This window comes from Ereboglobus luteus, assembly GCF_003096195.1.
In the GTDB taxonomy this organism is placed as follows: domain Bacteria; phylum Verrucomicrobiota; class Verrucomicrobiia; order Opitutales; family Opitutaceae; genus Ereboglobus; species Ereboglobus luteus.
The window spans coordinates 722,693-748,511 of the sequence record NZ_CP023004.1; the positions used below are offsets into that span (position 1 = coordinate 722,693).

General features: G+C 58.3%; 9 protein-coding genes. 5 read left to right on the forward strand and 4 right to left on the reverse strand.

Translation table 11 applies throughout. From position 1 onward, the window contains the following. Positions 1–39: 39 nt before the first annotated feature. Genes CKA38_RS15230 through CKA38_RS02810 form a run of 4 tightly spaced genes read left to right on the forward strand, consistent with a single transcriptional unit; the run spans position 40 to position 5,188 of the window. A complete protein-coding gene (locus tag CKA38_RS15230) occupies positions 40–1,107 on the forward strand; it encodes a phosphoribosyltransferase-like protein (RefSeq protein ID WP_152032635.1) in 1,068 nt (355 codons plus the stop codon). Positions 1,108–1,110: 3 nt separating this feature from the next. Next, positions 1,111–3,033, forward strand: a complete 1,923-nt coding sequence (locus CKA38_RS02800; protein WP_152032636.1) for a hypothetical protein — start codon at positions 1,111–1,113, stop codon at positions 3,031–3,033. Beyond that, entirely contained in the window at positions 3,030–4,127 is a 1,098-nt protein-coding gene (locus CKA38_RS15235) for a hypothetical protein (RefSeq protein WP_152032637.1), read from the forward strand. Before CKA38_RS02800 ends, CKA38_RS15235 begins: the two co-directional genes overlap by 4 nt. A 53-nt stretch (positions 4,128–4,180) precedes the next feature. After that, on the forward strand, positions 4,181–5,188 hold the full coding sequence (locus CKA38_RS02810; protein ID WP_161554689.1) for a PfkB family carbohydrate kinase: 1,008 nt from the start codon (positions 4,181–4,183) through the stop codon (positions 5,186–5,188). 733 nt (positions 5,189–5,921) lie between these two features. On the opposite strand, the gene CKA38_RS02815 is transcribed toward CKA38_RS02810, so the two are convergent. The 4 genes from CKA38_RS02815 to tyrS form a co-directional block, all read right to left on the reverse strand. Next, a complete protein-coding gene (locus CKA38_RS02815; protein WP_108824139.1) occupies positions 5,922–13,904 on the reverse strand; it encodes an autotransporter outer membrane beta-barrel domain-containing protein in 7,983 nt (2,660 codons plus the stop codon). Beyond that, positions 13,901–19,408 carry a beta strand repeat-containing protein gene (locus CKA38_RS02820; RefSeq protein WP_338031104.1) on the reverse strand — a complete coding sequence of 1,836 codons (5,508 nt, stop codon included), beginning with the start codon at positions 19,406–19,408 and terminating at the stop codon, positions 13,901–13,903. The genes CKA38_RS02815 and CKA38_RS02820 overlap by 4 nt, the downstream gene beginning before the upstream one ends. Next, the gene (locus CKA38_RS16215; protein ID WP_236919124.1) at positions 19,396–22,245 is read right to left on the reverse strand and encodes a beta strand repeat-containing protein; all 2,850 of its coding nucleotides are present in this window, start codon (positions 22,243–22,245) and stop codon (positions 19,396–19,398) included. The genes CKA38_RS02820 and CKA38_RS16215 overlap by 13 nt, the downstream gene beginning before the upstream one ends. 858 nt (positions 22,246–23,103) lie before the next feature. Next, positions 23,104–24,387, reverse strand: coding sequence for a tyrosine--tRNA ligase (gene tyrS, locus CKA38_RS02825; RefSeq protein ID WP_108824141.1), 1,284 nt, complete (start codon positions 24,385–24,387; stop codon positions 23,104–23,106). A gap of 205 nt (positions 24,388–24,592) precedes the next feature. Between tyrS and CKA38_RS02830 the strand changes: the two genes are divergently transcribed. Beyond that, positions 24,593–25,789 (forward strand): sialidase family protein, encoded by a 1,197-nt coding sequence (locus CKA38_RS02830; RefSeq protein WP_161554691.1) that lies wholly within the window; start codon positions 24,593–24,595, stop codon positions 25,787–25,789. Positions 25,790–25,819 lie beyond the last annotated feature (30 nt).

Below are 25,819 nucleotides of genomic sequence, written 5' to 3' on the forward strand. Positions count from 1 at the left end.
ATGAATCAAGGATATGCTCTCCGGCACCTGCGCGATATCATGGGATGGAACTTCGAGGAAGATAATCAAGAAACTCGATGGCTCCGGATGATGGCTGGATTTAAATATGACTCCTATCGTGATTTTTGGGCCGGTGCTCGTTTTGTAGAGTCATTATTGAAATGGCTTCAGCAGTTCGATCCTGATGATCGACGAAAAGCCTATGATCTCATTAGGCATAAACTAATATTTTTGAGCTTTACTGAAATTGAACATCTCGTTCGTCGTACTCGACCGGTCTACGTTCACAATGTTCTCCTAAATAGAGTTTCTCTAAAAACGAGTATTCCAAAATACTTAGTATGGGCAAAACCTGAAACTAAGAAGTATTATGATGACACACTAGCACGAACACTGTTTATTGGTCTTAGCGACGGCGCGAGGATTGACGGTTTCCGGCGGGCAAGTGCTGGTATTATCAGCAATGAACAAGTTGTGTTCAATTATGAGTTATCCGATGACAAATGGAAAGACACGCTTAGTGAGTTGAGAAAACGCACAGGTGATTCCGAAGCAAAATTCGAAGTATTGTTTCTCATAGACGATTTTACTGCTAGCGGGAAAAGTTTATTGCGATGTGAAGAATCCGAATGGAAGGGGAAATTAACAAAATTTGCTGTACGCTTTCGCGAAAAAAATGAAATGTTTTCCGATTCATGTAGTATTGCGGTTCACCATTATATTGGAACTACAAAGGCTAAAGAGAATATTGAGCGTCTACTAAAGGAGGCATCCACGCCTAAAGGTCCTCCAAAATGGTTTCCAACCCCAGTTGTAACAACTTACGATTTGCTTTTAAATCTAGATGTTTCGCTCACACGAACACAAGATAGAGAGCTTGATGCGCTGCTAGATAAATATTATGATCCAGCTATTATAACTAAGAGCCTTGAAGTTGGCGGAACTGACGTAAAATTCGGTTTTGCCAACTGTGGGCTCCCTCTAATATTAGAACACAATACTCCTAATAATTCTATTGGATTACTGTGGGCCGAAACGCCACAAACGTCAGTATCTTCCAACCGAAAAATGCACGCCCTCTTTCGGCGTCGCCAAAGACATTTTTGACATATGGCAAACCCCTTCGCAACACGTGCCACAGAATTCATCCGGACTAACGAAGCGTTTCTTTCAATAGTTGCTCCGGATCCACTCACATATTTTTTTGAGCCCTACGCGAACGATAGTGGTTTGTACCGCCGCCCCATATCGATTCAAGGGCAACCCGGTTCAGGGAAAACTACAATTGCACGATTATTCGAATTTTCGACACTAACTACGTTAATGCGCAGTGGAGATAACGCTTACGCAGAGTTAGTGAATCCATTAAGTAAATGCGGAGCGCTCGCCGATGGGCGAGTACAGGTGCTGGGGTGTAGGCTACCCCTAGAGAGTGACTATCGTGAGCTATCGCAACTACCATATACAGAAAAAATTCGCGCAGAATTGCTTCAGAGACTCATACAGGCTCGCGCTGTGTTAGCGTGGTTTAGCCAATTGAATAAAGCAGAGATAGGGCCAGATGCCGTAACACTACAATTACGAGAAGAGTCTAACGCAGCAATTGCTTTTGTTGGAGGTAAGGAAGGCCACCAAATCTTAAGCCGAGCCAAGAATATTGAATCTGAAATTTATCGGATTGTGGGTGCATTGGTACCGCCTAGCGAGCAAGAGATCGAAGGTGAAATTATCGAGCCGTATAGACTTTTTGACATTATCGATCGTTTTCGTATTAAGACTACAAGTGCAGACCACTCACTCTCGGCAGAACTACTTCGTCCCTTGGTGATTCTTGACGACGCTCACCTTCTGTCTACTGGGCAACTGAATCAACTAAAGACATGGTTAATCAGAAGAGAATTAACACTTGGCCGATGGATACTATCGCGACTTGATGTGCTCCAACCGAAAGAGTTGTTTGATTCGCTCTCGATAATTGACTCTGACGTTAATATGCCAGGCATAACAGCTGAACGCGATCTGATCCGTATTAATCTTCAGAATGCCAAACGTACTGAAGGCCGAAAAACATTCCGGAGCATGGCCAAAGAAATGAGTAGAAAATATCTAAGTCAGATGCCTATTTTTAAACAAAATAACATCACAACATTGGATAGCATGCTCCCAGAAAGTATCACGCCACTACTCCAAACCCAATGTAAAAAATTAAAAGAGGCTGTTGAAAAATTTGCCGACCGTAGCCGAATTTCTGAAACGCGGCTTGCAGAATATGAGAAAATGACTGGGGATTGGCTGGAAAAGCGTCACGAAAATTCCTTTGAGTTACGGTGGGCCATGGTGAGAGTTCTTATTCATCGTCATATCAAGCGTGTCCCTCAAATGAGTCTTCTCCCCGAAGAGGATATTGAGCCAAATCGCCCTATTATACCTGATCTTGGTGTATATGACGGAGCACGAATCCATCTTCTGAGTGAATTTGAGCGCCCCTATTACGTTGGATTGGATGCGTTGAGCGACGCAGCATCTGAAAACGCTGAAACCTTCTTACGTTTAGCATCCCACTTAGTAGATGCATCCGAAAATCTTTTGATTAAACAACGTTCTGGCGCTTTGCAGGCCAAAGACCAACATAAATTGCTAGTTGAACGGGCCAAGCAAATTATAGACTCATGGGCATTTCCTGAACATCGTCGTGTTCGCGCCCTCTCCGAGTGGATTGCTGATCGTTGTATTGGGCGTACCCAAGAACTAAATGCACCACTTGATCATGGAGCTAACGCTTTCGGCATACCACAAGCTGATTTCGACCATATGGACGATAATTATCCCTATCTCGCCACTGTGCTTAAATTCGCTGTAGCCTACAACGCGCTCTCTCTGGTTCCCAACTACGAATGCAAGAAAAAGCAATGGTGCTTAATTGAGCTTGGCGGCGTGTTTATTGTCCGTTCGGGACTGCCTTTCAAACGCGGTGGATTTGTTGAAGGAACTGCTATCGACCTAGAGAAACAATTACAATCAACAAAGCCATGACGCCACGATGGGACCCTTGCGTCGTGCAGGACGGCGCTGACTTTAAGCAATTCATTACGTCACATATCGATCAACCGAGGCGAAAAATTTTATTGATTGGGGGTGCAGGCTTTGACCCACGGGCAACAAAAGGGGCCCATGAATTAGCAACCATACGACGATGCCAGGTGGACGCTGTATTTTTTCGCGAAGAGCGAGTGATGGATCAACCTATCTTACGACCTAGGGCCGACAATACTCAGATTGAATTGTCAAAGTTACTTCCCAATGCAATATTTCCCAAAATAGAGATCATTCCCGATGGGGTAACCGCAGTCGGCGGACGTCGGGCTGTCGAAGAAATCAAACAGAGAGATTTTTCTCAATACACCGACGTTGCTGTCGACATTAGTGCACTCTCCTGTGGGGTATACTTTTCACTAATTGCGTTTTTGATAAATATTTGTCGCCAAAAACATGGCCTTAATCTTCATCTCTTTGTTGTTGAACAACCGCAGATCGATCAAAAAATAAGCGGTATCCCATCCGATCAAGCTTCTATGCTCCATGGATTTAGGGGGACCAAATCATTAGATAGCACGGAGGAACAAGCCCTCCTATGGATTCCGATTCTTTCTCTTGGAAATTCAGACGTTCTCACCAAAATCTATCAATACATACGTAGCAAAAGCAGAAGCACTCCCATTGATGTATGCCCAATTTTGCCGTTTCCTTGCCGAAATCCGAGACTTCCAGACCTTCTATACACGGAATATTTTGAAAATCTTCGCACGTGGGGTGTTGATGATCGCGATTTTCTCTATGCAGCTGAAAGTGACCCCCTCGATTCATATCGCACAATCCATAACCTCGTGTCGGAACGCCACAAATTGTTTGCTGCACTTGGAGGATCCCAAGTGGTGCTTTCACCTCTAGGGAACAAGATGCTCTCTGTTGGAGCAATGTTGGCCGCAATTGATCTGGATTTACCGGTCGTTCTCGTGGAATCCATTGGTTACGATGAACAAATCGATGCAGGAACATCCAGCTATGACCTAGAACTAAGACATGTGTGGTTATGCGGCGAAGCCTATCCCTCGATTTCGATCAAATAGGGCTCGACGCGATTTGATCTTCGGCGCATTAAATGATTCATTCCCCTTTTTTCATGGCTGCTGTAATTCCATCTCGTCCTTCTCCGATATCTGATAACCCGACGCCTACCTCGGTTGGGTCGGGATTCCTTGCCTTGGACTTATTGTTGATTGGTAAGGATCGCATTCGCGCAAATGAACGCTATGCAGGAGGATCGTGTGGAAACGTCTTGAGCATTCTTTCGTATTTTGAGTGGAATTCTTATCCGGTGGCTCGATTAGGAAAAGACCGTTGTGCGCAAAATGTAATTGATGATCTCAGGGAATTTGGGGTCAAAACAGATTTCGTTTTCCGTTCCAGCGCAGCCGTTACACCTGTTGTTATTGTGCGTATCGCACAGCGCCGAGACGGTACCATCGGTCCCCGATTTGAGTGGAAGTATCCCAATTCCGAAAAATGGCTTCCGCGATATCAACCATTCCCTAAGAGGAAGGCCGAAGAAGTTCTTCCTAACTTACCGCACGCAAGCATCTTCTATTTTGACCGTGCAGAAAAAAGCGCATTGGTAATGGCGTCAGCTATGCGTCAAAAAGGAGCCGTTGTCTTTTTCGAGCCATCTTCCTGCAAGCACGATGAACTATTCACAGAATGTCTCGCTGTTTCAGACATTGTTAAATATTCAGCGGATCGAATTGACCGTATCCCGCGTAATCCAGCATCAAAATTGCCAAAATTGGAAATCCAGACACTTGGCCGAGAGGGGCTTCGTTATCGGTTGAAGACAAATTCTACAACGCCAGGCGCATGGCATACAATACCAGCATTTGTGGTAAAGCAATTTGTCGATTCCACTGGATGCGGCGACTGGTGCAGTGCTGGCATTATTCATCAGCTTTGTAAAAACGGTAGAGGCTCTTTCCTCGGGGCGGATCGAACAAAAATCGTTGAATCACTTGAGTATGGACAGGCATTGGCTGCTGTTAATTGCCAGTATCAGGGTGCTCGAGGCCCCATGTATCATTTGTCACTGGATGAACTTAACGAAAAAGTGCGTAGCCTTATCAATGCACAAGACGCATAGTTAAGCTCTGGAAACAGGTATTCAACTGAACGGCAAACGCCGTGACCCGCGCGAGATTGTATCACTGCTGTGCAATCTGTTCTCGGGCTCGACTTTCTCGCCCTGCGCTCCAGATTGACAGCAGTGTTTTTTATGCGCCTATCGGGTCACGCCCGTATGGAATCACAAAGAGGTAGAACTACATGGAGTTACGTCCCGCCCGAAGCCAGCGAATGGTGTTCGCGCGTTTGTGTCCGGCTGTTTTTTTGCGCCTCGTTTTTCGAGAGCCGCGGCGACATGCGCGATGATGCGCAGACGGCGAAGCCGACACGGCGAGCGTGACCGGACACCCCGCCGACGACACCCGAAAATCATTCAGGGCGGAATCGAAAATTTCGCACACCCGGAGGCATTTTGAACAAATTCAAAAATAGGACGTGCAAAACCGGACAAAACACCCATATTGAATGACATGATTAGAGTATTCAATTACTGGATACGCAACGAGATGACTGCCAACCTTGGAAAGAGAGTTTGGTTGCCAGAAAGTTGCCAAAATCGTTGTTTTTAGCTTCACTTCCTGTCCTGTTTATGCTCTTATCTGCATGTTCTAAACCATTAATAATCAACTAAGTCCGTTAAAACTAGCGACTTGATCGTGAACCGAACGCGGGCATCCTGCCCGCAGGTTTTGCGGTTCGCGCGGCGCAGGCACCCTGCGAGCAGGATGCCCTGCGATCCCGGAGGTTTTGTTTTACCAGAGTCTGCGGTAGCCGAGGTTGATGGACCAGGGGCGCTCGTAGGCCTGGGCCTTGGCGTATTCGTAGTCGATGTAGAGTTGCGAGGCAGTGTCGATGCGGTAGCTCGTGCCAAGGCCAAACTCAACGCGGCGGCCGTCGTAGTCGGTGCGGAAGGTTTTGCCGTGCGCCTTGATCGCGCCGCGATCCGAGTCAACCGCCACCCCGGCGAGCTTGCCGTAGGGGTGCCAGCGGCTGTCCTTGATCTGGCGGCCGAAGCGCAACAGCGCGCGGTATTGCGTGTTCATCGAGTCGTTGATCTTCACTTTCATCGCGCGGTGCGTGGCGTTGGCCTCGGTTGTGTAGCTCGCGCCGTCGAGCCAGAGGACGCTCATTTGCACGGTCGGCTCGATCCACCAGCCGTCGGTGCGCTGCAGGCGGCGGCCGGCTTCGAGCGAGAGGCCGAGGGCGTTGTTGTTGTAGCGGCCCTTGGTCGTCGTGCCGTCGTAGGAGCGCGCCTCGAAGCGGTTCGAGTAGCGGTCGGCGCGGGCCGTGATGTCGGCGAACCAGCCGTTGTTTTTGATGAGTGTGAGGTAGGCGCCGATGCCGACGTTGGTGGTGTGGCCGTTGCCGTTGTTGTCGAACTCGCGGTTGATGCCGCCGGCGTCGATGAAGCCGCCGAGCAGGCTGACTCCGGTTTGGGTGCCGAAGGATTTGTCCGCGCCGCCGGTCACTCCCCAGCCATACTGGCGGAAGGACATGCCGGAGAGTTCGTTCGTGGCGTTGAGGCGGTAGCCGCGCGACTTGATCCAGACGCTGCCGAGGGAGGCGTGCTCGAGGCCGAGGCGGATGTCGCCGAGGCGCTGGTGGATCGAGTCGAGCGAGTAGTTCCAGTCGATCGCCAGGGTCGAGGCGGTGTTGATGATCGCGTCGGCGGCGTGGCTGAGGTTGCGGTCGCTCAAATACCACATGTTCGCATTGGGCGTATAGTCGCTGAGGTCGCCACGCACCAGTTCGAAGACAGTGAGGTCATACTCAAGTTTGCCGGCGGCGTTGTTCGCGAGGGTGAAGGTCGCGCTGCTCGCGGCGTCCACGCCGATCAGTTCGATGGAGGCGTTGAGCGCGGAGGGCAGCGTGCCGTTTGTCTCGATGAAGACGTTGTGCGTGCCCGCGCCGGCGTTGGCGATGTCGAGGTAGTTGGCGATGGTGGCGGCGTTGTTGATGCCTTCGCTTAGTGCGGAGAGATCGGCGTTCATCACGATGTTGCCGGTGGAGGCGCCGAGGGTGGCGATGCGGGCGCGGTCGGCGAGGTTGGCGAAGGCGAGCACGCCGTTGTTCATGTTGAGGGTGCCGAAGGCGTAGCCGGTTGCCTCGAGGATGAGCGCGGAGTTCGAGTCGAGCGTGGTGCTGGCGATTGTGTAGTTGAGCGGATCGTTGAGGCGCAGCGTGCTGTTTGTGACCAGGTGCGTGCCTTCGCCGGAGAGGGCGTTTTGCAGCGTGCCGGTGACGTTGAGTTGCTCGAAGCCCGCGCCGGCGGCCACGCCGATCGGCGCGTCGCCGAGCGCGTCGATTTCGGTCGCGGTGAGGCGCCCGGAAGTGACCGTGCCGGTGCCGTGGAAGGAGGCGCTGGAGTTGACCAGGGTGATGTCTCCGCTCGAGGCGTGGAACTGGCCGGAGCCGGCGAGGGTGTTTTGCATCGTGCCGGTGGCGTCAACCTTGAGCACGCCGTCGAGCTGGACGTGCGAGGTGCCAAGCGCCCCGGCGTCGGTGGCGTGCACGGTGGCGGGGGCGCCGATGTTGGTTTGCGCGCTGTAGTCGGCGTTGGCGCTGTTGATGGCGAGGGTGCCCGAGGCGAGGGTGAGCGTGCCCGTGCCGGCGAGGTGGCCGTCGATGCGGCCGCCCTCGGCGATTGTTTGCGCCTTGCCGTTCAGGTCAAAGGTGGCGGGGATTTCCACGAGGATGAGTTTTGTGGAACCGAGCGCGTTGTCCACGCCGGCGACCACCGTGCCGCTGATCAGCGTGCTGGTGCCGGTGTAGGTGTTCGAGCCGGTGAGGGTCATCGCCGAGCCGGTCGTGAAGGTGACGCTGCCGTCGCCGGTGATCGCGGCCGAGAGCGTGTCGTCGGTCGCGCCGGCGTCGGTGAGTTGCAGGGTTTTGTCCTGCTTCACGTTGAGCTCGGTGAGCACGTAGTCGTAGTAGAGGCCGGGGGCGAGGCTGCCGCTGGTGTGGGCGCTGGCGCTGCCGGTGGTTTGCGCGGTGTAGTTGTAGATGGCGTAAACTTCGTCGTGCTCGATTGTCTGGCCGTTGGACAGCGCGGTGCCGTCGGCCTTGTAAATGGCGATTTGGCGCGGCGCGGCCTCGGCGAGCGTGTCGGCGGCGACGAGCAGTGTTGCGTTGTCCGTGAGGTTGTCCTGGTCGAGCCAGTTCTTCTGGACGGTCGAGTCGATGATCGCGGTCGTGCCCCCGGTGTAGTTTTCAAAGACCACCGTGCTGCCGAGGTCGGCGATGGAGAGCGTGCCGACGTTGAGCACCTCGACCGGGTCCACGCCGTTCATCGGCAGCCAGAGCGCGCCGCCGTTGAGCGTCAGCCCGTGGATGCGGCGGGTTTCGCCGTTGGAGTGGAGGATGCCGCCGGTGTTGAGCTGGAGCGTCGCGCTGGCGAGCGCCTCGGTGTTGTGGTTGGTGTTGAGCGTGAGCGCGGTCGCGTCGAGCGTCACCGTGCCCGCGAAGGCGCTGCCGGTTGTCGCCATGAAGTCGAAGGTGCCGCTCACCGAGTTGATGGCGAGGATGCCGTCGCCGGTCAGGTCGTGGATGAAGCTGGTCGCGGTGGTGGCCAGTTTCGCATTGGATGCGATGACGGTGTGCGCGGTGGCGCCGCCGACTTGGTCGTTGTCGGTGATGTCGGCGGTGCCGGTGACGCGCAGCGTTCCGGTGAAGGCGGTGTTGGTTCCGCGCAGGCTCACACTGCCGGAGACGAGGTTCACGCCGGTGCCCGAGATCGTGTTGGCGAAGGTGCCCGTGCCCGCGAGGTCGAGGATCGCGTTGTTGGCGACGGTGCTTGTGCCGACGCCGCCGAGGTCGGCGAGGGTGAGCGTGCCGCTGTCGATTTGCGTCGCTCCGGCGAAGGCGTTCGAGTGGCTGATTGTCAGGTTGCCGGTGTTTTCCTTGGCGAAGGTGCCGCTGCCGCTAAGGTTGTTGGCGAGGGTTTCGTCGGCCGCGTTCTCGAAGCTCAGCAGGCCGTCCAGGAGGATGTCGGCCAGGCCGAGGTTCGCGGTGCTGCTGGCGCGCAGCGCGGTGTCTTGCGCGATGTTCCATTCGCCCGAGAGCGTGTTGGTGCCGGTGAGCGCGACGCTCGAACTGGCGATGAGCGAGACCGTGCCCGTGCCCGCGACTTGCTTGGCGAGCGTGCCGGTGGCGCTGTCGAGGACGAGTTCGCCGGTCACGTTTGCCGTGCCGCTGTTGCCCAGCGCCTGCGTGTTGTTGATTGTCGTCGTGCCGGTGACCCCGACGTTCGCCGCGAAGCCGGCGTTGGTGCTGGTGATGCTCACCAGGCCGCCAAGCCCGAGGCTGCCCGTGATGGCGGCGTGAGTGTGGCTGTTGTAGAGGCCGCCGTCGATTTGCGCGCCATTGGTGATGGTTTGCTTGTGGCCACCCAGGTCGAGCGCGGCGGTGCTGTTGATGTCGAGGCGGCTGGTGTTGCCGAGGGCGTTGTCAACGCCCGCAATGAGCGTGCCGGTGGTGATGGTGCTGGAGCCGTAGTAACTGTTGGAGCCGGTAATGATGAGCGTGCTGCCGGTGGTGTAAACGACGCCGCCCGCGCCGGTGATGTTTGCGCTAAAGGTGTTGTCGTTCGCGCTGGTGGCATCGAGCCAGGCGTGGGTGCCGCTTTTCACGTCGATTTGCGTGAGGACGTAGTCGTAGTAAATGCCGGCCGTGGCGCTGCCGATGTGGGTGAAGGCGGTGCTGCGGGAAACGGTGATGCCAGTGTAGTTGTAGGTGGCGATGACGTTGTCGTAGTCAACAAGCTGGCCGTCGGCGAGCGGACTGCCGTCCTCTTTGACGACGTCGATGTGGAGGTTTTCGTGGCCGTCGACGAGTGTGCCGGTGGCAACGAGGAGAACCGCGGTCGAGGTCGGGCCGTCCTCGTCGAGGAAGTTGACGTGCACCGTCGAGGAGATGACGGGGGTCGTGCCGGTGTAGCCTTCAAATATGATTTTGCTGTCGCTCGGGTTGGTGACGGTGAGCGTGCCGGTTTGCAGCACTTCATGGGGGTGCGTGCCGTCCATCGGGATGGAGATCGCGCCGCCGCCGAGGTCAAGACCGCCGAGGGTGCGCGTTTCGGAGTTGGTCGCGAGGGTCGAGCCGCCGAGGAGTTGCAGGGTGGAGTTGGCGAGCGCCCAGGCGTTGTTTGTGTGCGCCGCGTTTGTCCCGAGGTGCATCGTCGTGTTCGCCAGGCTCACCGTCCCGCTGAAGGCGTTGCCCGCGCTTGCCGCGAAGCCGAAGGTTTTGTTCGCGGTGTCCACGGCGAGCTGGCCGGGGCCGGTCAGCTCGTGGATGAAGCTGGTCGCGCTCGTGGCCAATTTCGCATTGGATGCGATGACGGCTTGCGCCGTGCTTGCGCCGATTTGGTCGTTGTCGGTGATGTCGGCGGTGCCGGTGATGTGGAGCGTTCCGCTGAAGGCGGTGTTGGTTCCGCGCAGGCTCACGGAGCCGGTGACGAGATTCACGCCCGTGCCCGAGATCGTGTTGGCGAAGGTGCCCGTGCCGGCAAGATCGAGAATCGCGTTGTTGGCGACGGTGCTTGTGCCGACGCCGCCGAGGTCGGTAAGGGTGAGCGTGCCGCTGTCAATTTGCGTCGCACCGGTGAAGGCGTTCGAGTGGCTGATTGTCAGGTTGCCGGTGTTTTCCTTGGCGAAGGTGCCGCTGCCGCTGAGGTTGTTGGCGAGGGTTTCGTCTGCCGCGTTCGCGATGGTGATAAGACCGTTGGCGGTGATGTCGGCCGCGCCGAGGTTCGCAGTGCTGCTGGCGCGCAGCGCGGTGTCTTGCGCGATGTTCCATTCGCCCGACAGCGTGTTGGCGCCGGTCAGCGCGACGCTCGAGGTGTTGATGAGCGAGACCGTGCCCGTGCCCGCGACTTGCTTGGCGAGCGCGCCGGTGGCGCTGTCGAGGACGAGTTCGCCGGTTACGTTTGCCGTGCCGCTGTTGCCCAGCGCCTGCGTGTTGTTGATTGTCGTCGTGCCGGTGACCCCGACGCTGGCCGCGAAGGCGGCGTTGGTGCTGGTGATGCTCACGATGCCGCCGAGGCCGAGGCTGCCGGTCGTGCCGAGGAGGTTCCCGGCGATGTTGCCGCCGCCGATGGTTTGGGTGTGGGACGACAGGTCATAGGACCCTTGGGTCCCATAGGACAAGTAGGACGTTTGTCCGAGCGCGTTGCTCGTGCCGCTGATGAGCGTGCCGCTGGTGATAAAGGTCGTGCCGGTGTAGGTGTTGGCGGCGTTGTTGAGCGTGATCGCGTTGGTGGCGTTGATGGCGAGGTTGCCCGCGCCGGTGATTTGGGCGTGCAGTTCCGCGCCGCCGGCGGGTGTCGCAACGTCGCCGGAGAGTGTCGTGGTTTGGTTCGCGACGAGGTCGAGCTGCGTGAGCGCGTAATCGACCGCGAGGCCGCCGGTGTAGTTGAGCGCCTGCGTGTAGGTGGCCGTGGCGGTCGTCACCACGCCGTCGCGGATGTCGGCGGTCGTGGTCGCGCCTCCGGCGAGGGTCAGGTTGGTGTTGCTGACGGTCGTCGCGTTAAGGAGGCGCACGGAGAGGCCCTCGTCCTGCTGCAGGAGCGTGCTTGCGAACAAGCCGGTCGTGCCGGTGGACGGGTTGGTGTTCGAAACGGTGACCGTGCCGCTGATCGCGTCGAACGCGCCGGTGCGGATGATGCCGTCGGCTTGCGTGCCGGTGGCGTAGGTGAAGCCGAGCGCGCCGCCGCTGGCGGTGAGGTTGCCGATGTGCTGCGTGCCGGTGGCCACGGTGGTCGTGTTGCCGGCGTTGAGTTTCGCGGTGGCGTTGGCCAGCGTGTTGTTGTTCAGGAGATACGCGCTGTTGTTGAAGCTCGCCGTGCCGGTGAAGGCGGTGCCGGTGGTGGCGGCGAAGGCAAAGACGTCCGTCGCGTTGGCGAGATCGACTTCAAAGAGACCGGAGCCGGTGAGCGCGTTGGCGAAGGTCATGCTGCCGGTCGCGACGCGCAGCGTGGCGTTGGCGGCGAGGTTCACCGTGTTCGCGCCGAGCGCGTGCTCGTTGGCCATGACGAGCGTGCCGGCGAGAACGCCGGTCGTGCCGGTGTGCGTGTTCGAGCCGGAGAGCACGAGCGTGCCGGTGCCGTCCTTGTTCACGTTGTGCGTGCCGGTGATTTGCGTGGCGATGGTGGCGCTCACATTCAGGTCGGTGTTGAGCACAACCGCGGCGGTGCCGCCGGTCGTGAGCGTGCCGCCGGTGAGCAGGTAGCCGTCCGTGCGGAACTGCGCGCCGGAGAAGGCGATCGTGCCCGAGCCGGAGGTGTTGTCCACCGTCACCGTGCCCGCGGTGCCCTTGAAGATCGCGAAGCCCGCGTCGAGCCATTCGCCGTTGGGAACGCCGGAGTCGTTCCGGGTCCAGGGAAGGTAAACGGCGCTTCCGCTCGACGCGAACCAGGTGCCGCTGCCGCCGTCGATCTTGCCGTTGCTCCAGTTGGTGCCGGTGCCGCCGTCCCAGTAGGTGAAGTAGCCAAAGTCGTAGAGCAGCTTGACGTAGCCGTCCTCGTCGGTGTCGAAGAGATACTTGGCTGGGTCGGTGACCGCGGCGTTGTTGAGCGTGCCCATCGCGAGGTTTGAGGCGTCGCCGGTGAGCGCGCCGGTGTATTTGATCAGGTCATACTCGCCGCGCGCGACGCTTCCAAGGATGTTGAGCGTGCTCGTGCCGACGAGGATCACGTCGCCGGTCACGTCGGTGCGGTCGTTGTTGCCCGCCGCGACTTGGTCGATGTGGCCGGGGTTTGTGTTGGCGTCGAGATCGTATTCGAGCGTGGCGTCGGTGAGTTGGAGCGTGCCGGTGATTGCGGTCAGGCCGGGGCTGTTGCCGGGGGCGAGGACGCCGCCGTTGATGTGGACGTAGCCGGTGATCGCGCCGGTGCCGCTGAGCGTGCCGCCGGAATAGACGTTCAGGCGCGAGGCCGCGGAGCCGAACGCGTTGTTCACGTAGAGGCGGCCCGAGTCGACGCGGGCGAGCCCGCTCCACGCGGAGGCGTTGCCGGTGTAGTTGACGGCGGCGTTGTCAACGACGCGCAGCTCGCCGGAGCCGCTGAGCGCGCTCGAGACCGCGCCGTTGAAGCCGGAGAGCTCGGTCGTGCCGGTGGCGTTGACCGCGAGCTCGGAGGCGCCGAACGCGCCTGCGTTTGTTGCGCGCAGGATGCCCGCGGTGACGAGCGTGGTGCCGCTGTGCGCGCTGCTGCCGGAGAGGGTGAGCGTGGCGTCGGTGGTTTTTTCAAGGTTCGCCGCGCCGTCGAACACGCCGGCGTAGGAGCCGCTTTCAACGGTGAGCGCGCGGGTGAGGCGGGCGGTGCCGCTGCCTTGCAGGGCGCGCAGGCTTTGCGCGTTCGTGCCGGTGTCGAGCACGGCGTTGTTGACGAGCAGCGCGCTCGTGTAAATGGCGTCCGCCGCGCCCAGGAGGAAGGTGCCGCTTGTCGTCGTGGTCGTGCCCGTGTAGGTCGCGCTCGAACTGAGCGTGATCATGTTGCCCGCGATGATTTCGAGGCTGCCGGAGCCGGAGACGAGCGCGTGCAGTTCCGAGCCTTCCGGCGAGCCGTCGTCGCCCGAGAGCGTGCCCGTGCGCCCGAGTTGCAGGACCAGTTCGTCGAGGCCGTAGCGCAGTTCCAGGTTGTTGCCGTTTTGCGCGAGGCTGTTCGAGTAGATTGCGTTTATTGCGCCGGCCTGGATCGCGAGGGTCGATGTCGCGCCGAGGCTCGCCCCGGCGCTGTTCACGAGGCCGAGATTGGAGAGGTTTGCCCCCAGGTGTTGTTGGAGGCGGCGACGAGCGTTTCCGATCGCGCCTCGTCTTGCCGCAGGATTCCGGGCGCGGTGAGCTTGCCCTGGTCCATGAGGACCGAGGCGGGCGCGTCGATGGTGAGGGTTGCCACCGTTGCCGTTCCCGTGAACGCGAGCGTGCCGCCCGCGATGGCGAGGGTGTTTGCGGTTTGCGCGCCCGCGGCGATGTCGGTCCACCCGCCGGTTGTCCGAAGTGTCGCGTTGTTCGCAAGGACGGCGCTCGCGTTGGCGTCCCAGGTGAAGGCGCCTTGGTTTGCGTCCACCTGGCCGGTGAAGGCGGTGCCCATGTTCGCGCCGAGCTTGTGCGTGCCGCTTCCGGCAAATTGCACCGTGCCGCCGCCCGTGAGTGTGTTGGAGAGGGTGATGTTTGCCGTGCCGGTGGTTTGCAGCAGGCCGGCGAGCGCGATATTGCTCGCGGCGCCGGCCGCGTTCGATTCGGCGATGCGCATGGTGTCGTTGACCGCCCAGGTGCCGCTGAAGTCGTCGTTCGCCGCGCCGCCGGTGACAAGCACCGTGCCGGTGACTTCGGCAACGCCCGCGCCGCTTACCGTGTTCGCGAGGCTGCCGGTGTAGGAGAGGTTAACGCGGGCGGCCGAATCGACATGGATTGTCGAGGCGCCGGCGGCGTTGTTCGCGGCGAGCGCGAGCGTGCCCGTGCGCACGAGCATGGTGCCGCTGTGCGTGTTGGCGGCGTTGGTAAGGGTGAGCGCGCCCGTGCCGGCCTTGGTGATGTTGCCCGCGCCGCTGATCACGCCGGCGAGGGTGCCGCTGTGCGCTTGCGTGTCCACCTCTCCGGTGCTGGCGAGGGTGAAATTGTTGGCGAGCGAGAGGTTGTTCGCGTCGAAGCGCAGCGTGCCGCTGGTGAACGGCGCAGAGCCGCTGCCGAGCACCGCCGTGCCGGTGCCGAGTGCGGAGTTGTTGTTGATGCCCGTGATGCCGCCTTGCATTACCACGCCGCCACTGTGCGTGTTTTCCGCGAGCAGCAACAGCGTGCCGGTGCCGGTTTTTATGATCTTTGTCGTGCCGCTGATGACGCCGTCGAGTTCCGTGAGGGAGCCGGAAACGGTCACCTCGGCGAGGTTCAGTTCGGAGACCACCACCGTCTTTCCCTCGCCCTCAAAGACCAGGTTGTTCGTGCCGGAGAGCGTTTGGCCCGCCGCGCCGAGCACAAGCGTGCCGCTCGCCTCAGTCATGTTGACCACGGAGTCCGAGGTTATATTTCCGTTGCCTGACAGCGTCAGTTTCTTTGTGCCCGCGATGCTCACTCCGCCGTCGAGGTTGTAGGTGTTGACGAGCGTGCGTTCCGCATCGATGAGGCCGCTTGCGTCAGTCCCGCGCAGGGTGCCGCTTCTGAATGTCAGCGAGCCCATGCCGAGGGGACCGGCCGCGGCCGTCCCGTCGGCGCCGATGCGCACGTCGCCGGAATTGAGGATGAAGTTGCCGCTGAAGGTGCTGTTTGTTGAGGAAAACACCACCATGCCGGAACCAGCGGAGCCGGACACTTCCACCACAGCCAGGGCCCCTGTTATCTGTCCGCGCATGAACAGGTCTCCCGTGCCGTTTTGTTCGATGGTCAATGTCTTGGGCACACCACCGACGCTGGACGCGAGGCGGATTGGCGTGTCAAGATACACATCCGTGACGCCCGCCTGGGTGATGCGGCCCTTGGCATTCGCGTCGCTTGAGACAAACAGAAGGCCGGCTCCCGAGGTCGCGCTTATGCGGATCGAGCCGCTGGTCGCCGGCGTGCTGCCGCCAAACTCCAGGGCGTTCACCATGTGGAAGGTTTCCGCGGCGGCCACCGGCGTTATCACGACATTGCCCTCGTTATACATGGTGTAATCCGTGTTGAAGCGCACCAAGCCGTCTTTTAGGTTGGGTTCAGTGTTCGGGGCGTGGGTGTGATTGGACAGATTCCAATTCCCCTCTTCCCAGAGTCCGCCGTTGGTGCCGCTCCAGTAAAAGATTCCCTCGAAGGGCAGCAATACGGCGTCACCTTTGTTATTGGTCAGCGAGATCACGGAAGTGGCGGCGTGATCGCCCAGTCGCACTCCCTCGATATAACGGCCCAACTCGATGTCGGTGTAGATGATTGTATTGCCCAGTCCCGTATCAATATTGCCATCCCATCCGGCAAACCACAACGTGCCGCTGTTCACCACGATGTCCTTGATGTTAAGCGTGTAGGCATTGCCCGATGACCCGCCGGAAACATCCACGGTCGAATCGCCGTTCACCAGCAGGTTCAGGCTTTGGTAAGTCGTGCCCAGGGCGAGCGTGCTGCTCGTTGTCAGCGAGATCGTTCCCGCCGAATTGAGCAGGTTGGCTTTCAAGAGGGTCAATGTCTTGCCGGTGTTGATTTCCAGAAGCGGCGCGGAGATTTTGATTCCGAGGGCGTAATTGTTCGACCGAATGTAATCGGCCACCAGCGAGCCTTCCTCCCCCGTATCCGAGGAATAAAAGCGGCCGCCGTCGGCGAGCACCGTGGTGATGTTGGCGCCGGTGATGCGCAAGCGGCCGTTGTCGTTCAGGGTGAAGGGATCGGTGCCCGTGATGGTGACGGTGGCGTCATCATCGGCGGCAATTTCGAAAGCGCCGGCAACGCCCGTGTTGGTCGTCGTCTTGGTGAGCAGTTCGCCGGTGCCGAAGGGTGTGAGCGCCCCGCCGCCTATGGTCACGTTGCTTCCGTGCATCACCGCACGCACCACGCCTGCCTGCGCCTCGATGCCGCCGCTGATTTGGTTTGCCGTGTTGCTCAGGATCAGGGTGCCCGCGCCGGTTTTGGTGAAGCCGCCGGGGTTTCCGTTGTCGTATAGCAGCGACTCGATGGAGAGCGCGTGCGCGGCGGTGCCGATGTTGATCGCCAAGTCCGTTTTGCCGTTGCGCAGGGCAATGCTGCCCGTTTCCAAAATCAAAGTCGTGGCGTTGCCGCCGTTGACAACGATGAGGTCGGATGAGTTCAAGCGAATCTCGTTGCCCACGCGAATCGAGGTTGTCGCCGAATTATCGGAATACGCGCCGATGTAGCCGCCTTGCGAGACAATGATCGTGCCGACGCCAAATGCGCCGCTCACGAGCGTGCCACTGTTCCACACCGAATCGCGCCCCGCCTGAATGCGTCCCTCGGTGATAATGCCGCCCGTGAAGGTATTCTCCCCCAGGAAACGCGCGATGCCGCTAAACCCGTAACTGCCGGCCGATCCAAATCGGAACTGTCCCGAACCCTCAATGACATGGTCCTTGCCAAAAGTAACAAGCGCGCTTCCACCCATGTTGAATGAGCTGCTTGTGATTTGGCTTTTCGCGTTCGTGCCACTGCTATCCAAGTCAAAATTAAACGTCCCTGTCAGAATAATGCCATCACCGGAAAATAAAAACGGATTGGAAAGGGAAACCGTCACATAATTGGAGCCATTATGGCTATATAGATAATTATTATGCCTGGAAGTCGATGAAATTTCGATTGTTCCCGATCCGAGGAAATTATCCCGCGCGCCGTAAATGTGGCCATTGCTCCAGACGTAATTGCCCAGGAATCCCGAATTGTCGCCTAGATAATAAATAGTGCCGTATCCCATTTGCTTGATATTCGCATAACCGGTGATGTTTCCGGTAAAGCGCGTCGTGACATAGGGGCTGCGCACGCCGCTACTTCCGCCGCTCCCGACATTATCAATAATATAAGTGCTGCCGGCCGCGCTCGCATCACCAAAAACACCGTTGCCTGAAAATATAATATTGGACACAACGCCGGCGTATGCATTCGCAACCTTCGAGCCCTTGTCTGTCTGGAACTGGTGATAAAGATTTCCCTGCAATATAAAGTCGGAGCCGATGGTGCGCGTCGTATTGTTCGCCGATGTCGCGCCACCGGTGGCAAGCGCGGCATTATAAGTTTCCAGATAATAATTCGTGTTGCCACCGTTGCCGATGACCAGCGTGCCGGTGCCGAAATAGTTGCCGCCGGTGTTCGCCGTCGATGCGCCGCCGAGCTGGACCACCGAGGAATCCTGCCAAGTGAAGCCGCCGGTGTAATTATTGTTCGCATTATATAATAACAGCGTGCCATCGCCCGTCTTGGTGATGCCGCCGGTGCCGCCGACCGCGCCCGTCCATTTTATATAACTGGTGTTCACCGGCGCGTTGGCCGCGAGCTCTATGCTTGTGTCCAGGCGCGTGGCGTTGCCGATGGTGAGAACGGAGCCGCCCGTGTGCGCGATGCGCGCGCCGGCATAGGTGCCGCTGCGGTTAAACACCAGCGTGCCCGAACCGCCCAGGTTCACCGCGGATTGCGCCGAGTTTACATTCAACCGGCTCAATGTCTGCGCGTCGGTTATGGTGATCGTCCCCGAGGCCAGGCTCTGGTCAATGTCCTTGATGGAGACGCTGATGTCAATGGAGTCGGGCGAGACGCCGCCCAGCCAGTTGGACCCCGTGCCCCAGAGGTTGTTTCCACCCGCGCCCGTCCACTCGATTGTCTTCAAGGCATCCGCGGCAGCGGTCATATAATAATAACTATTTGTATTCGTCACTTGCACCCCGGATTCATAACCGGTCAATGAGATTTGCGCCAGCTGGTCGGTGTGAAAATTGGGGTCGGTCAAAAACCGTATGTATGCGCCGGTGCCATCGGTGAGCCAATCGCCGCTGGTGTTCTGGATGGCAAGCAGTGCGTTGGAATTCCAGTTGGCGCCCGTCCCCGCCGCGCCGAAGGTGATCTGCCCGTTCGCGCCCAAAAGCAGCGAGCCGCCCGCGCCTTGGAGTTGCAACTCGGCAAACTCCTGGCTGGTGCCCGCCACTCCCAGCGCGCCGCCCGAGAGCAGCAAATTGGCCGTGCCGCTGGCGCGGGTGATTTGATTGTCGGCGGTCAGTTGCAAGATGCCGCCGTAGAGACGCACATTCTCGGATATCTCAAAGTTTAGGCCGGAGGCCAGCGTTGTTTGTCCGGAACCCTCCTTGTCGATGTTTCGGAGGCCCTTCACAAGGGCATTGCCATTCGTGCCCAGACTGACGATCGACTCGTCGTCCGTGTTCGTGGTGGTGTCGAAGCGGAGGGTGATATTTTTCGAGAGAGTGGCGCCATTGTCGCCAAATATGCCGCCATCCATCACCAAATCCCCGGACACGTCGAAATGCGCGTTGGCGTTGGAGGCGGTGACGACGCTGTTTGTTCCCAAGGTCACCGCCCCGCCATTCTCGAACGCCATGAAAGCGTCGCCGATGGCGATTGTGGCATTTGATCCGCTTATCGTCGTGGCCTTCCCCCGCGTGTCCACCCGCAGGCTGCCGCCTGTTATGCCAATGGTGCCGGAACCCAGGTAATTATTACCGGCATCAAGTTGCCCGATGGTCAGCCCGCCCGCGCCCACCGTTGTATATAATATTCCGTTGGCAACCTGCAGCCCGCCGGAAAAGGTGTTGTTGCCGCTCAATATTTCCATTTGCGAGCCGCCCGCCTTGATGAGCGCGCCCGTGCCGACAAGGTTGGTGGTGGCGCTAAACGTAACCGAGGCGCGCTCGCCGACCGTGGAAGTGTTGCTGCCGACATTGATTTGTTTTGCGCCCGTGATCTCCACATCCCCCCGTAGTCGAACCAAACCCAATTTGCGCTGAAATTAGAATTAATAACCAGTTTGCTCCGGAGGCTCCGCTTGGCCTGATAGCCGCCCGTTTGTCCGTTAATCGCGCCGCCATTGATAATAAAATTACCACTCCCGAAGCTGGCGGAGGCTCTTTGAATATATATACTACCAGCATTCAAAATAAAGTCGCCCGTAAAACCAGAACTGTTCGAACCCCAGCGAAGATTGCCACCGGGCCTGTTCACTATCATATTATGGCTTCCGGTAATGGCCATCTCCATCACCATGTTGTTGCTGCCGGAAAACAAGAGATTGGATCGTAATGTGCCGGTTCCCGCAATGCTGGGATAATAACCAGTGGTGTTCCTGATTTCCGCAGCCTGGCCGTCCACGCCGCTGTCAAACACCATGACAACGCCCGCCCCGGCGTTAACATTCAGCGCGGAACTGACGACGGTGGAGTAATTGAATATCAGTTTTCCGACAGTCCATGTGCCGCCATCCCCGGCGAAGCCGGCGCCGCTGACGGTTTTGCCGGATATGGAGCCGAAGTTGTCATTAAATGTTATTTCAACACCCGGCGCGTTGGGCAATGCCAGGGGGCCGGTTCTACTCCCCGATGCCGCCAGTGTGCGCCAGTTTTTATAATTGGCCGCGTTCAAGTCGTTATCCGCATTGGTCCACTCGACCTGCAAAAAGTCGGGCGTGTTGGTGCCGCTGCGCAAAGGTGTCAGCAGCTCGCCTGAAACTAAACGCACCCCGGGATTATAGCCGTAAAACCAAACATTATTGCTCAACTGCGCCTGGTTTAGAGAACCACTATAAAAAATCCTGTCGGAGTTTGCCCCCGCCATGTAACCGGCGATGCTGAAAACGCTGCCGGCGCTGCCAAAGCTCAATTCGCCCAAAGCCAGCGTCGTGCTGGTGGTCACGTCCCCGCCCAGTTTTATCAAACCGATCTGGGCCGCGCCGATTGCCACATTGCTGATGGTCTGCGAATAGCCGTTCATCAGCGCAACCCCGCCGCCGGCATAGGTGAGCACTCCCGTGAGTTGATCCGCCTTCCCGAAGGACAACGTGCCGCTGCCAATGGTGACGCCGTCATTGGCGTTCGCCACGAGGTTGCTGGTTCCCAAGTCAAAAACACCGGCGTTCAGTTGCGCGCCCTTGCCAAATGTGAGGCTGGTGAGCGAGCTGTCCAAAACCGTGCGACCCGCGCCCGTCTTGACAACATCCCCGGAGATGACGGTGCCCCCGCTTCCGTTGTGGCTGAGCACTTGCGTGCCGGTGTTGGAAAGCCGGAACAGATGGCTGGCGGTGTCCACGATGCCGGTGTTGTTGGTAAACACGACATCGCCGCCAAGCGCGATACCGTTCGAGGTCAGCGAGGTGCCCTGCAACACGGTGCTGCCCAGCATGACCTTTCCGTCAAACTGGAGCCGCCCGGTCGTCCCGGTGTTGATGGTGCCCGATTGGAGATGCAGCGCGGCGTTGTCCAAGGAGAACAGCGCGCCATTGACCAGCTCGATGTCAGCCCCGGCGCCCAGGGTGAAGATATTCGCGGCGTTGTTGCTGGTGATCCCAAGCACCGTGTCGCCGCCGTCCACGGTCACTTTTCCCGCCCCGAAAATGCTGGAGCCGCCGCCAAGCGTCATGTCCGATCGGATGTCCGCCAGCACGCTGCCCTGCGTGACAACCAGCTCCGCAAACGTGCTGCCCGCCCCGCTCAACCTGAGTATGCCGCCGCCGGTCTTGGCCAGCGTGCCGCCGCTGAAATTCTGGTTCTCGCCAAGCGCCAGGTCGACGAGCTTGCCAACCGTAAGCGTGCCGGACGCGCCGATGTTGCTGGTAAACGCGCTGGAGGGATCCAGCGTCAGCTTGCGGTATGAGGTGGCGCTATCCTCGTCCAGCCGGAACACGTTGAGATCGGTGGTGAGGTCGAGCGCGTTGCGCAGTGAATAATCCGCCGAGCCGGTGATCGCCAATTGCCGCGTGTTGCCGCCCGAGCCAAGCCTGATCACGCCGTCGCCCAGGACATTGTTTCCGTCGATGATAATGCGCCCGGCGTTAAAGTTAATATTGCCAGTCACCGTCGCCGCCGTCGCGGACGAAAAACGAATCGTGCCATCGCCCGTCTTCGTGATGTCGCCGGCGGTCAACGCGCCGTTGACAACAATGCCCGTCCCGTCGGTGAACGCGGTGTTGAAGGTGATGGCGTTGCTCCCCGCATCAAGCGCGCCCAAAAACGAAATGGTCCCCATGTTGTTGCTCCGGTTGTCAACCAGCAGACTGCCGTTCGCGGTGACATTCGCCCCAAAGGCAAGCGACAGCCCCCCGGCAAGGGAAATGGACGCGCCGTTATTGAACGACAGCACTGGCGACACGCCGGAACCGATGGTGAGGAGGCTGCTCACACCCGACCCGCCGGCGGGGCCGACAGCCTGAAACCCGCCGATGGTTTGCGCCGAGCCGAGCGTGATGACGCTCCCCGCAAGAGCGGGATAAGTGCTCGCGTTAAAAACGGCCGTTCCCGTCGGAAGCGCATTGCCGGACCAGTTGCCCGCGGTGCTCCAATTCGAGTCACCGCCGGAACCTGTCCACGTGCGATTTTGCCCGTGGGCGATGGAAACAAACGCGAAGACCGAGGACATGAGCGCGGCCAAAACACGCGGTCTGTTTATGTTTATTTTACGCATGGTGCTTTATGATTAAAATGAATCTCAATTCTGGTGTGAAACGATGCTTGTTGAGCGACAAAAGGGTGCTTCAACAAAAACAGCCGTTGCCCAAAGAAAGTATGTTATCTGACAGGTGAAATGAGCGTCGGTGCGATGGGAAAACTGCCGGGCGAAATGGTCTGGTTCGCGAGCGATGGGCAACAGGGTTTTCATTCATGATTTTTAATGTTAAAATTGTCTCTTTTACTTGATTCACAGCAAATTATAATCTTTTTGAATTCACCCAAAAATGAAGACATGCACTGGCATGAAATGCCAAATCACACTTTCAGGAGTCGTGTTGTGATGACACAATGGTGGGTCATATCATTTCCTGGATTCTCATAAACTGCATATCTTATTGCTGCATATTTAATTACAAATATAACGCGCGATTCTGAATGAATAGTGCCTGCCTAGATTCAGTTTCGTGCCGGAGTTGAGACAGCCATTTGCTGTCATTGATTATGGGGTGTAAGAAATAAAAAGCTAAACCACCTGTCAATTTTATATGTAAATCAACAACAATAAGGACTAGTGTTGTTTTTTAAAATTGACCATCAAAATTATACCTAAATCTATGCTTTAAAGCATGATAGGAAGAAATTGACCATGCAGAAGCATTCGCATCCACATTCATTCATGGTTCAAAGTTTGGTCTCCAAATAAGCTCCAAAGTCGAATTTACGGTTTTTGCAGCACACGCACCGTTCATGATATTCATGCGCGCCTCAACACGCGCGGCGCCATGCGCAGGGTGCGCAGGCGCCGCGTTGATAAAATACCGGCTGTTTTTGGGCATGCCCGCGTTGCCATTTCTGGCCGGGCAGAATCCGCTTACTCCGCGAGCAGCACCGCGTAGCTCTTCTTGCCCTTGCGCAGCAGCACGTATTTGCCGAACAACAAATCCGCGGCGGTCACCACACGGGCGGCCTCGCCGGCGCGGATATTGTTCACATAAATGCCGCCACCCTCGATGTCCTTGCGCGCCTGCCCCTTGGAATTGACGAGCCCGGCGTGCACAAGCAATTCGGTGAGCGGAGCGCCGGCGTCGAGCTTGGCGCGCTCGACCGGCTTGGTCGGAACCTCGCCAACGACATCGCGAAATGTCGCCTCGCTGGTGTCGCCGATCTCCGCGCCGAACAAAATCTCGCTGGCCTTGAGCGCCGCGTCGAGCGCGGCCTGGCCGTGCACCGTGCGTGTGACCTCGCGGGCCAGCGCGCGATGCGCCTCGCGCGCCCCGGGATTGGCGGCGTGCTTCGCCTCGAGTTCCTCGATTTCGGGACGGCTGAGAAACGTGAATCGCCGCAGATATTCGCAAACCTTCACATCCTCGGTGTTGACGAAAAACTGGTAGAATTTGTAGGGGCTCGTTTTTTCGGGATCGAGCCACACCGCGCCGCCCACCGACTTGCCGAACTTGCTGCCGTCGGCCTTCGTGATGAGCGGGAACGTCATGCCGTGGGCGGTGATGCCGAGCTTGCGGCGGATGAAGTCGACGCCCGATGCGATGTTGCCCCACTGGTCGGAGCCGCCGATCTGGAGCTCGCAGTTGTGGTCGCGGCGCAGGATGTAGAAGTCGTGCGCCTGGAGGAGCTGGTAACTGAACTCGGTGTAGCTGATGCCGCCGTCGCCCTCCATGCGCGAGCGCACGGAATCCTTGGCAAGCATCACGTTGAGCGAAAAGTGCTTTCCGACATCGCGCAGGAAATCCAGGAAGGTGATGTTGCGAGTCCAGTCGGCGTTATCAATGATGCGCGCCGGATTCGGGCAGCTCGCCGGGTCAAAATCGAGCAGGCGCATGAGCTGTTTTTTGATGCAGTCCACATTGTGCGCGAGCTGCTCGGGCGTGAGCAAATTGCGCTCGGAGGAACGCCCGGAAGGATCGCCTATCATGCCCGTGGCGCCGCCGGCGAGCGGCAGGACATTGTGGCCGGCGAGCTGGAAACGGCGCAGCGTGAGCTGCCCCATGAGGTGCCCGACGTGGAGCGAATCGCCCGTGGGATCGAAGCCAATATACACCGTGACCGGCCCCTCATTAAGGCGCTTGGTGAGCGCATCAAGGTCGGTGCAGTCGGCCATCAGGCCGCGCCACTTCAGGTCTTCGATCAGATTTGTCATAGCGGTGCGAAGAAAAGCCCCCGCGCGCGCAAGCGCAAGTTTTGCGTTTGGCTCTTTCCCCACTTTTGGGGCGCGGAGGAAGAGTCCGCGGAGTGGTCGCGCCACTTTTTGCAATCTCATGGTTCTCTTATCAGTCCATGTTTTCCCGCTAGTCCCGCCCGCAAAGGCGTCGCAATTTCGCTCCTGCCCTCAACACACCAAAACCATGATCCCGATTTTCAAAACGGCAAAATCCCTGCTCCTCGCGCAATGCGCACTGCTCGCGCTGTTCATCGCGGCCCCCGTCACTTCCGCCCAGCCCAAGGAGCACTACGCGCACATGGAGCATTCCGTGCTCTTCGAAACCGGCAGGGGCAACAAATACAAATCCATCCGCATCCCGTGCGTGCTCGCCCTGCCCGACAACACCGTGCTCGCAGTCGCCTCGGGGCGTAGCAAGGTGTCCGACTGGGCGGACATCGACATGATCATGCGCCGCAGCACCAACGGCGGGAAAAACTGGGAGCCCATGCGGGTGCTGGCCGACCACGGCAACGGAGTCGCCGACAACCCCGTGCTGATTTGGGACGGCCAAACCCAAACCACGCACTTCCTTTATCAAGTGAACTACGAGCGCGTTCTCCACATGACGAGCACCGACAGCGGTAAAACATGGACAAAACCCGCCGATATCACACCCCAGCTCGGCGACTTCAAAAAATGCGTCGACTGGAACGTGATCGCTCCCGGGCCCGGACACGGCATTCAGCTCAAAAACGGCCGGCTCCTCGCGCCCACCTGGCTCGCCCATGGAAAAGTGCGCGCGGACGGGACGCGCGCGCACGGCCCCTCGGTTATCACATCCATCTACAGCGACGACCACGGAAAAACATGGCACTGTGGCGAACTGCTGCCGCGCATCAGCAAGCACATGAACGAAACCACCGCCGTGACCACGGACGACGACCGCGTCATGTTTATCACGCGCACACACAATTCATACAAAACCATCGCCCTCAGCCCCGACGGAGCCACGCAATGGACAAAGCCGGAAATCAACGAGGACCTTTTTACGCCAAATTGTTTTGGCAGTTCGCTGCGCATTTCGGGATCGCCCGACAAAAGCCGCATCCTCTTCTGCAATCCGGACAGCCGCCACAACATGCGCCCCAATAAATCCGGCCAATGGCGCGCTCGCACAAACCTCACTGTGAAACTCAGCTACGACGACGGAAAAACATGGCCCGTCTCGAAGGTGATCGACCCGGGCCGCAGCTCGTATTCCGACCTCGCCATGCTGCCCGACGGCACAATCCTCTGCCTCTACGAACATGGCGACAAATACATTTCCATCGCCCGCTTCAGCCTCGAATGGCTGACCGACTGCAAGGACACCCTGGGCAAGGCCGACGCCGCGCGATGACGGCGCGAGCGGTGCATTCGCCCCACCCTC

Bases quoted from the DNA above. Each gene is read 5' to 3' on its own strand.
- CKA38_RS02820 (WP_338031104.1), bottom strand. From the start codon at position 19,408: ATGGAAATATTGAGCGGCAACAACACCTTTTCCGGCGGGCTGCAGGTT.
- CKA38_RS02830 (WP_161554691.1), top strand. From the start codon at position 24,593: ATGATCCCGATTTTCAAAACGGCAAAATCCCTGCTCCTCGCGCAATGC.
- CKA38_RS02800 (WP_152032636.1), top strand. From the start codon at position 1,111: ATGGCAAACCCCTTCGCAACACGTGCCACAGAATTCATCCGGACTAAC.
- CKA38_RS15230 (WP_152032635.1), top strand. From the start codon at position 40: ATGGGATGGAACTTCGAGGAAGATAATCAAGAAACTCGATGGCTCCGG.
- CKA38_RS15235 (WP_152032637.1), top strand. From the start codon at position 3,030: ATGACGCCACGATGGGACCCTTGCGTCGTGCAGGACGGCGCTGACTTT.
- tyrS (WP_108824141.1), bottom strand. From the start codon at position 24,387: ATGACAAATCTGATCGAAGACCTGAAGTGGCGCGGCCTGATGGCCGAC.
- CKA38_RS16215 (WP_236919124.1), bottom strand. From the start codon at position 22,245: ATGCGTAAAATAAACATAAACAGACCGCGTGTTTTGGCCGCGCTCATG.
- CKA38_RS02810 (WP_161554689.1), top strand. From the start codon at position 4,181: ATGGCTGCTGTAATTCCATCTCGTCCTTCTCCGATATCTGATAACCCG.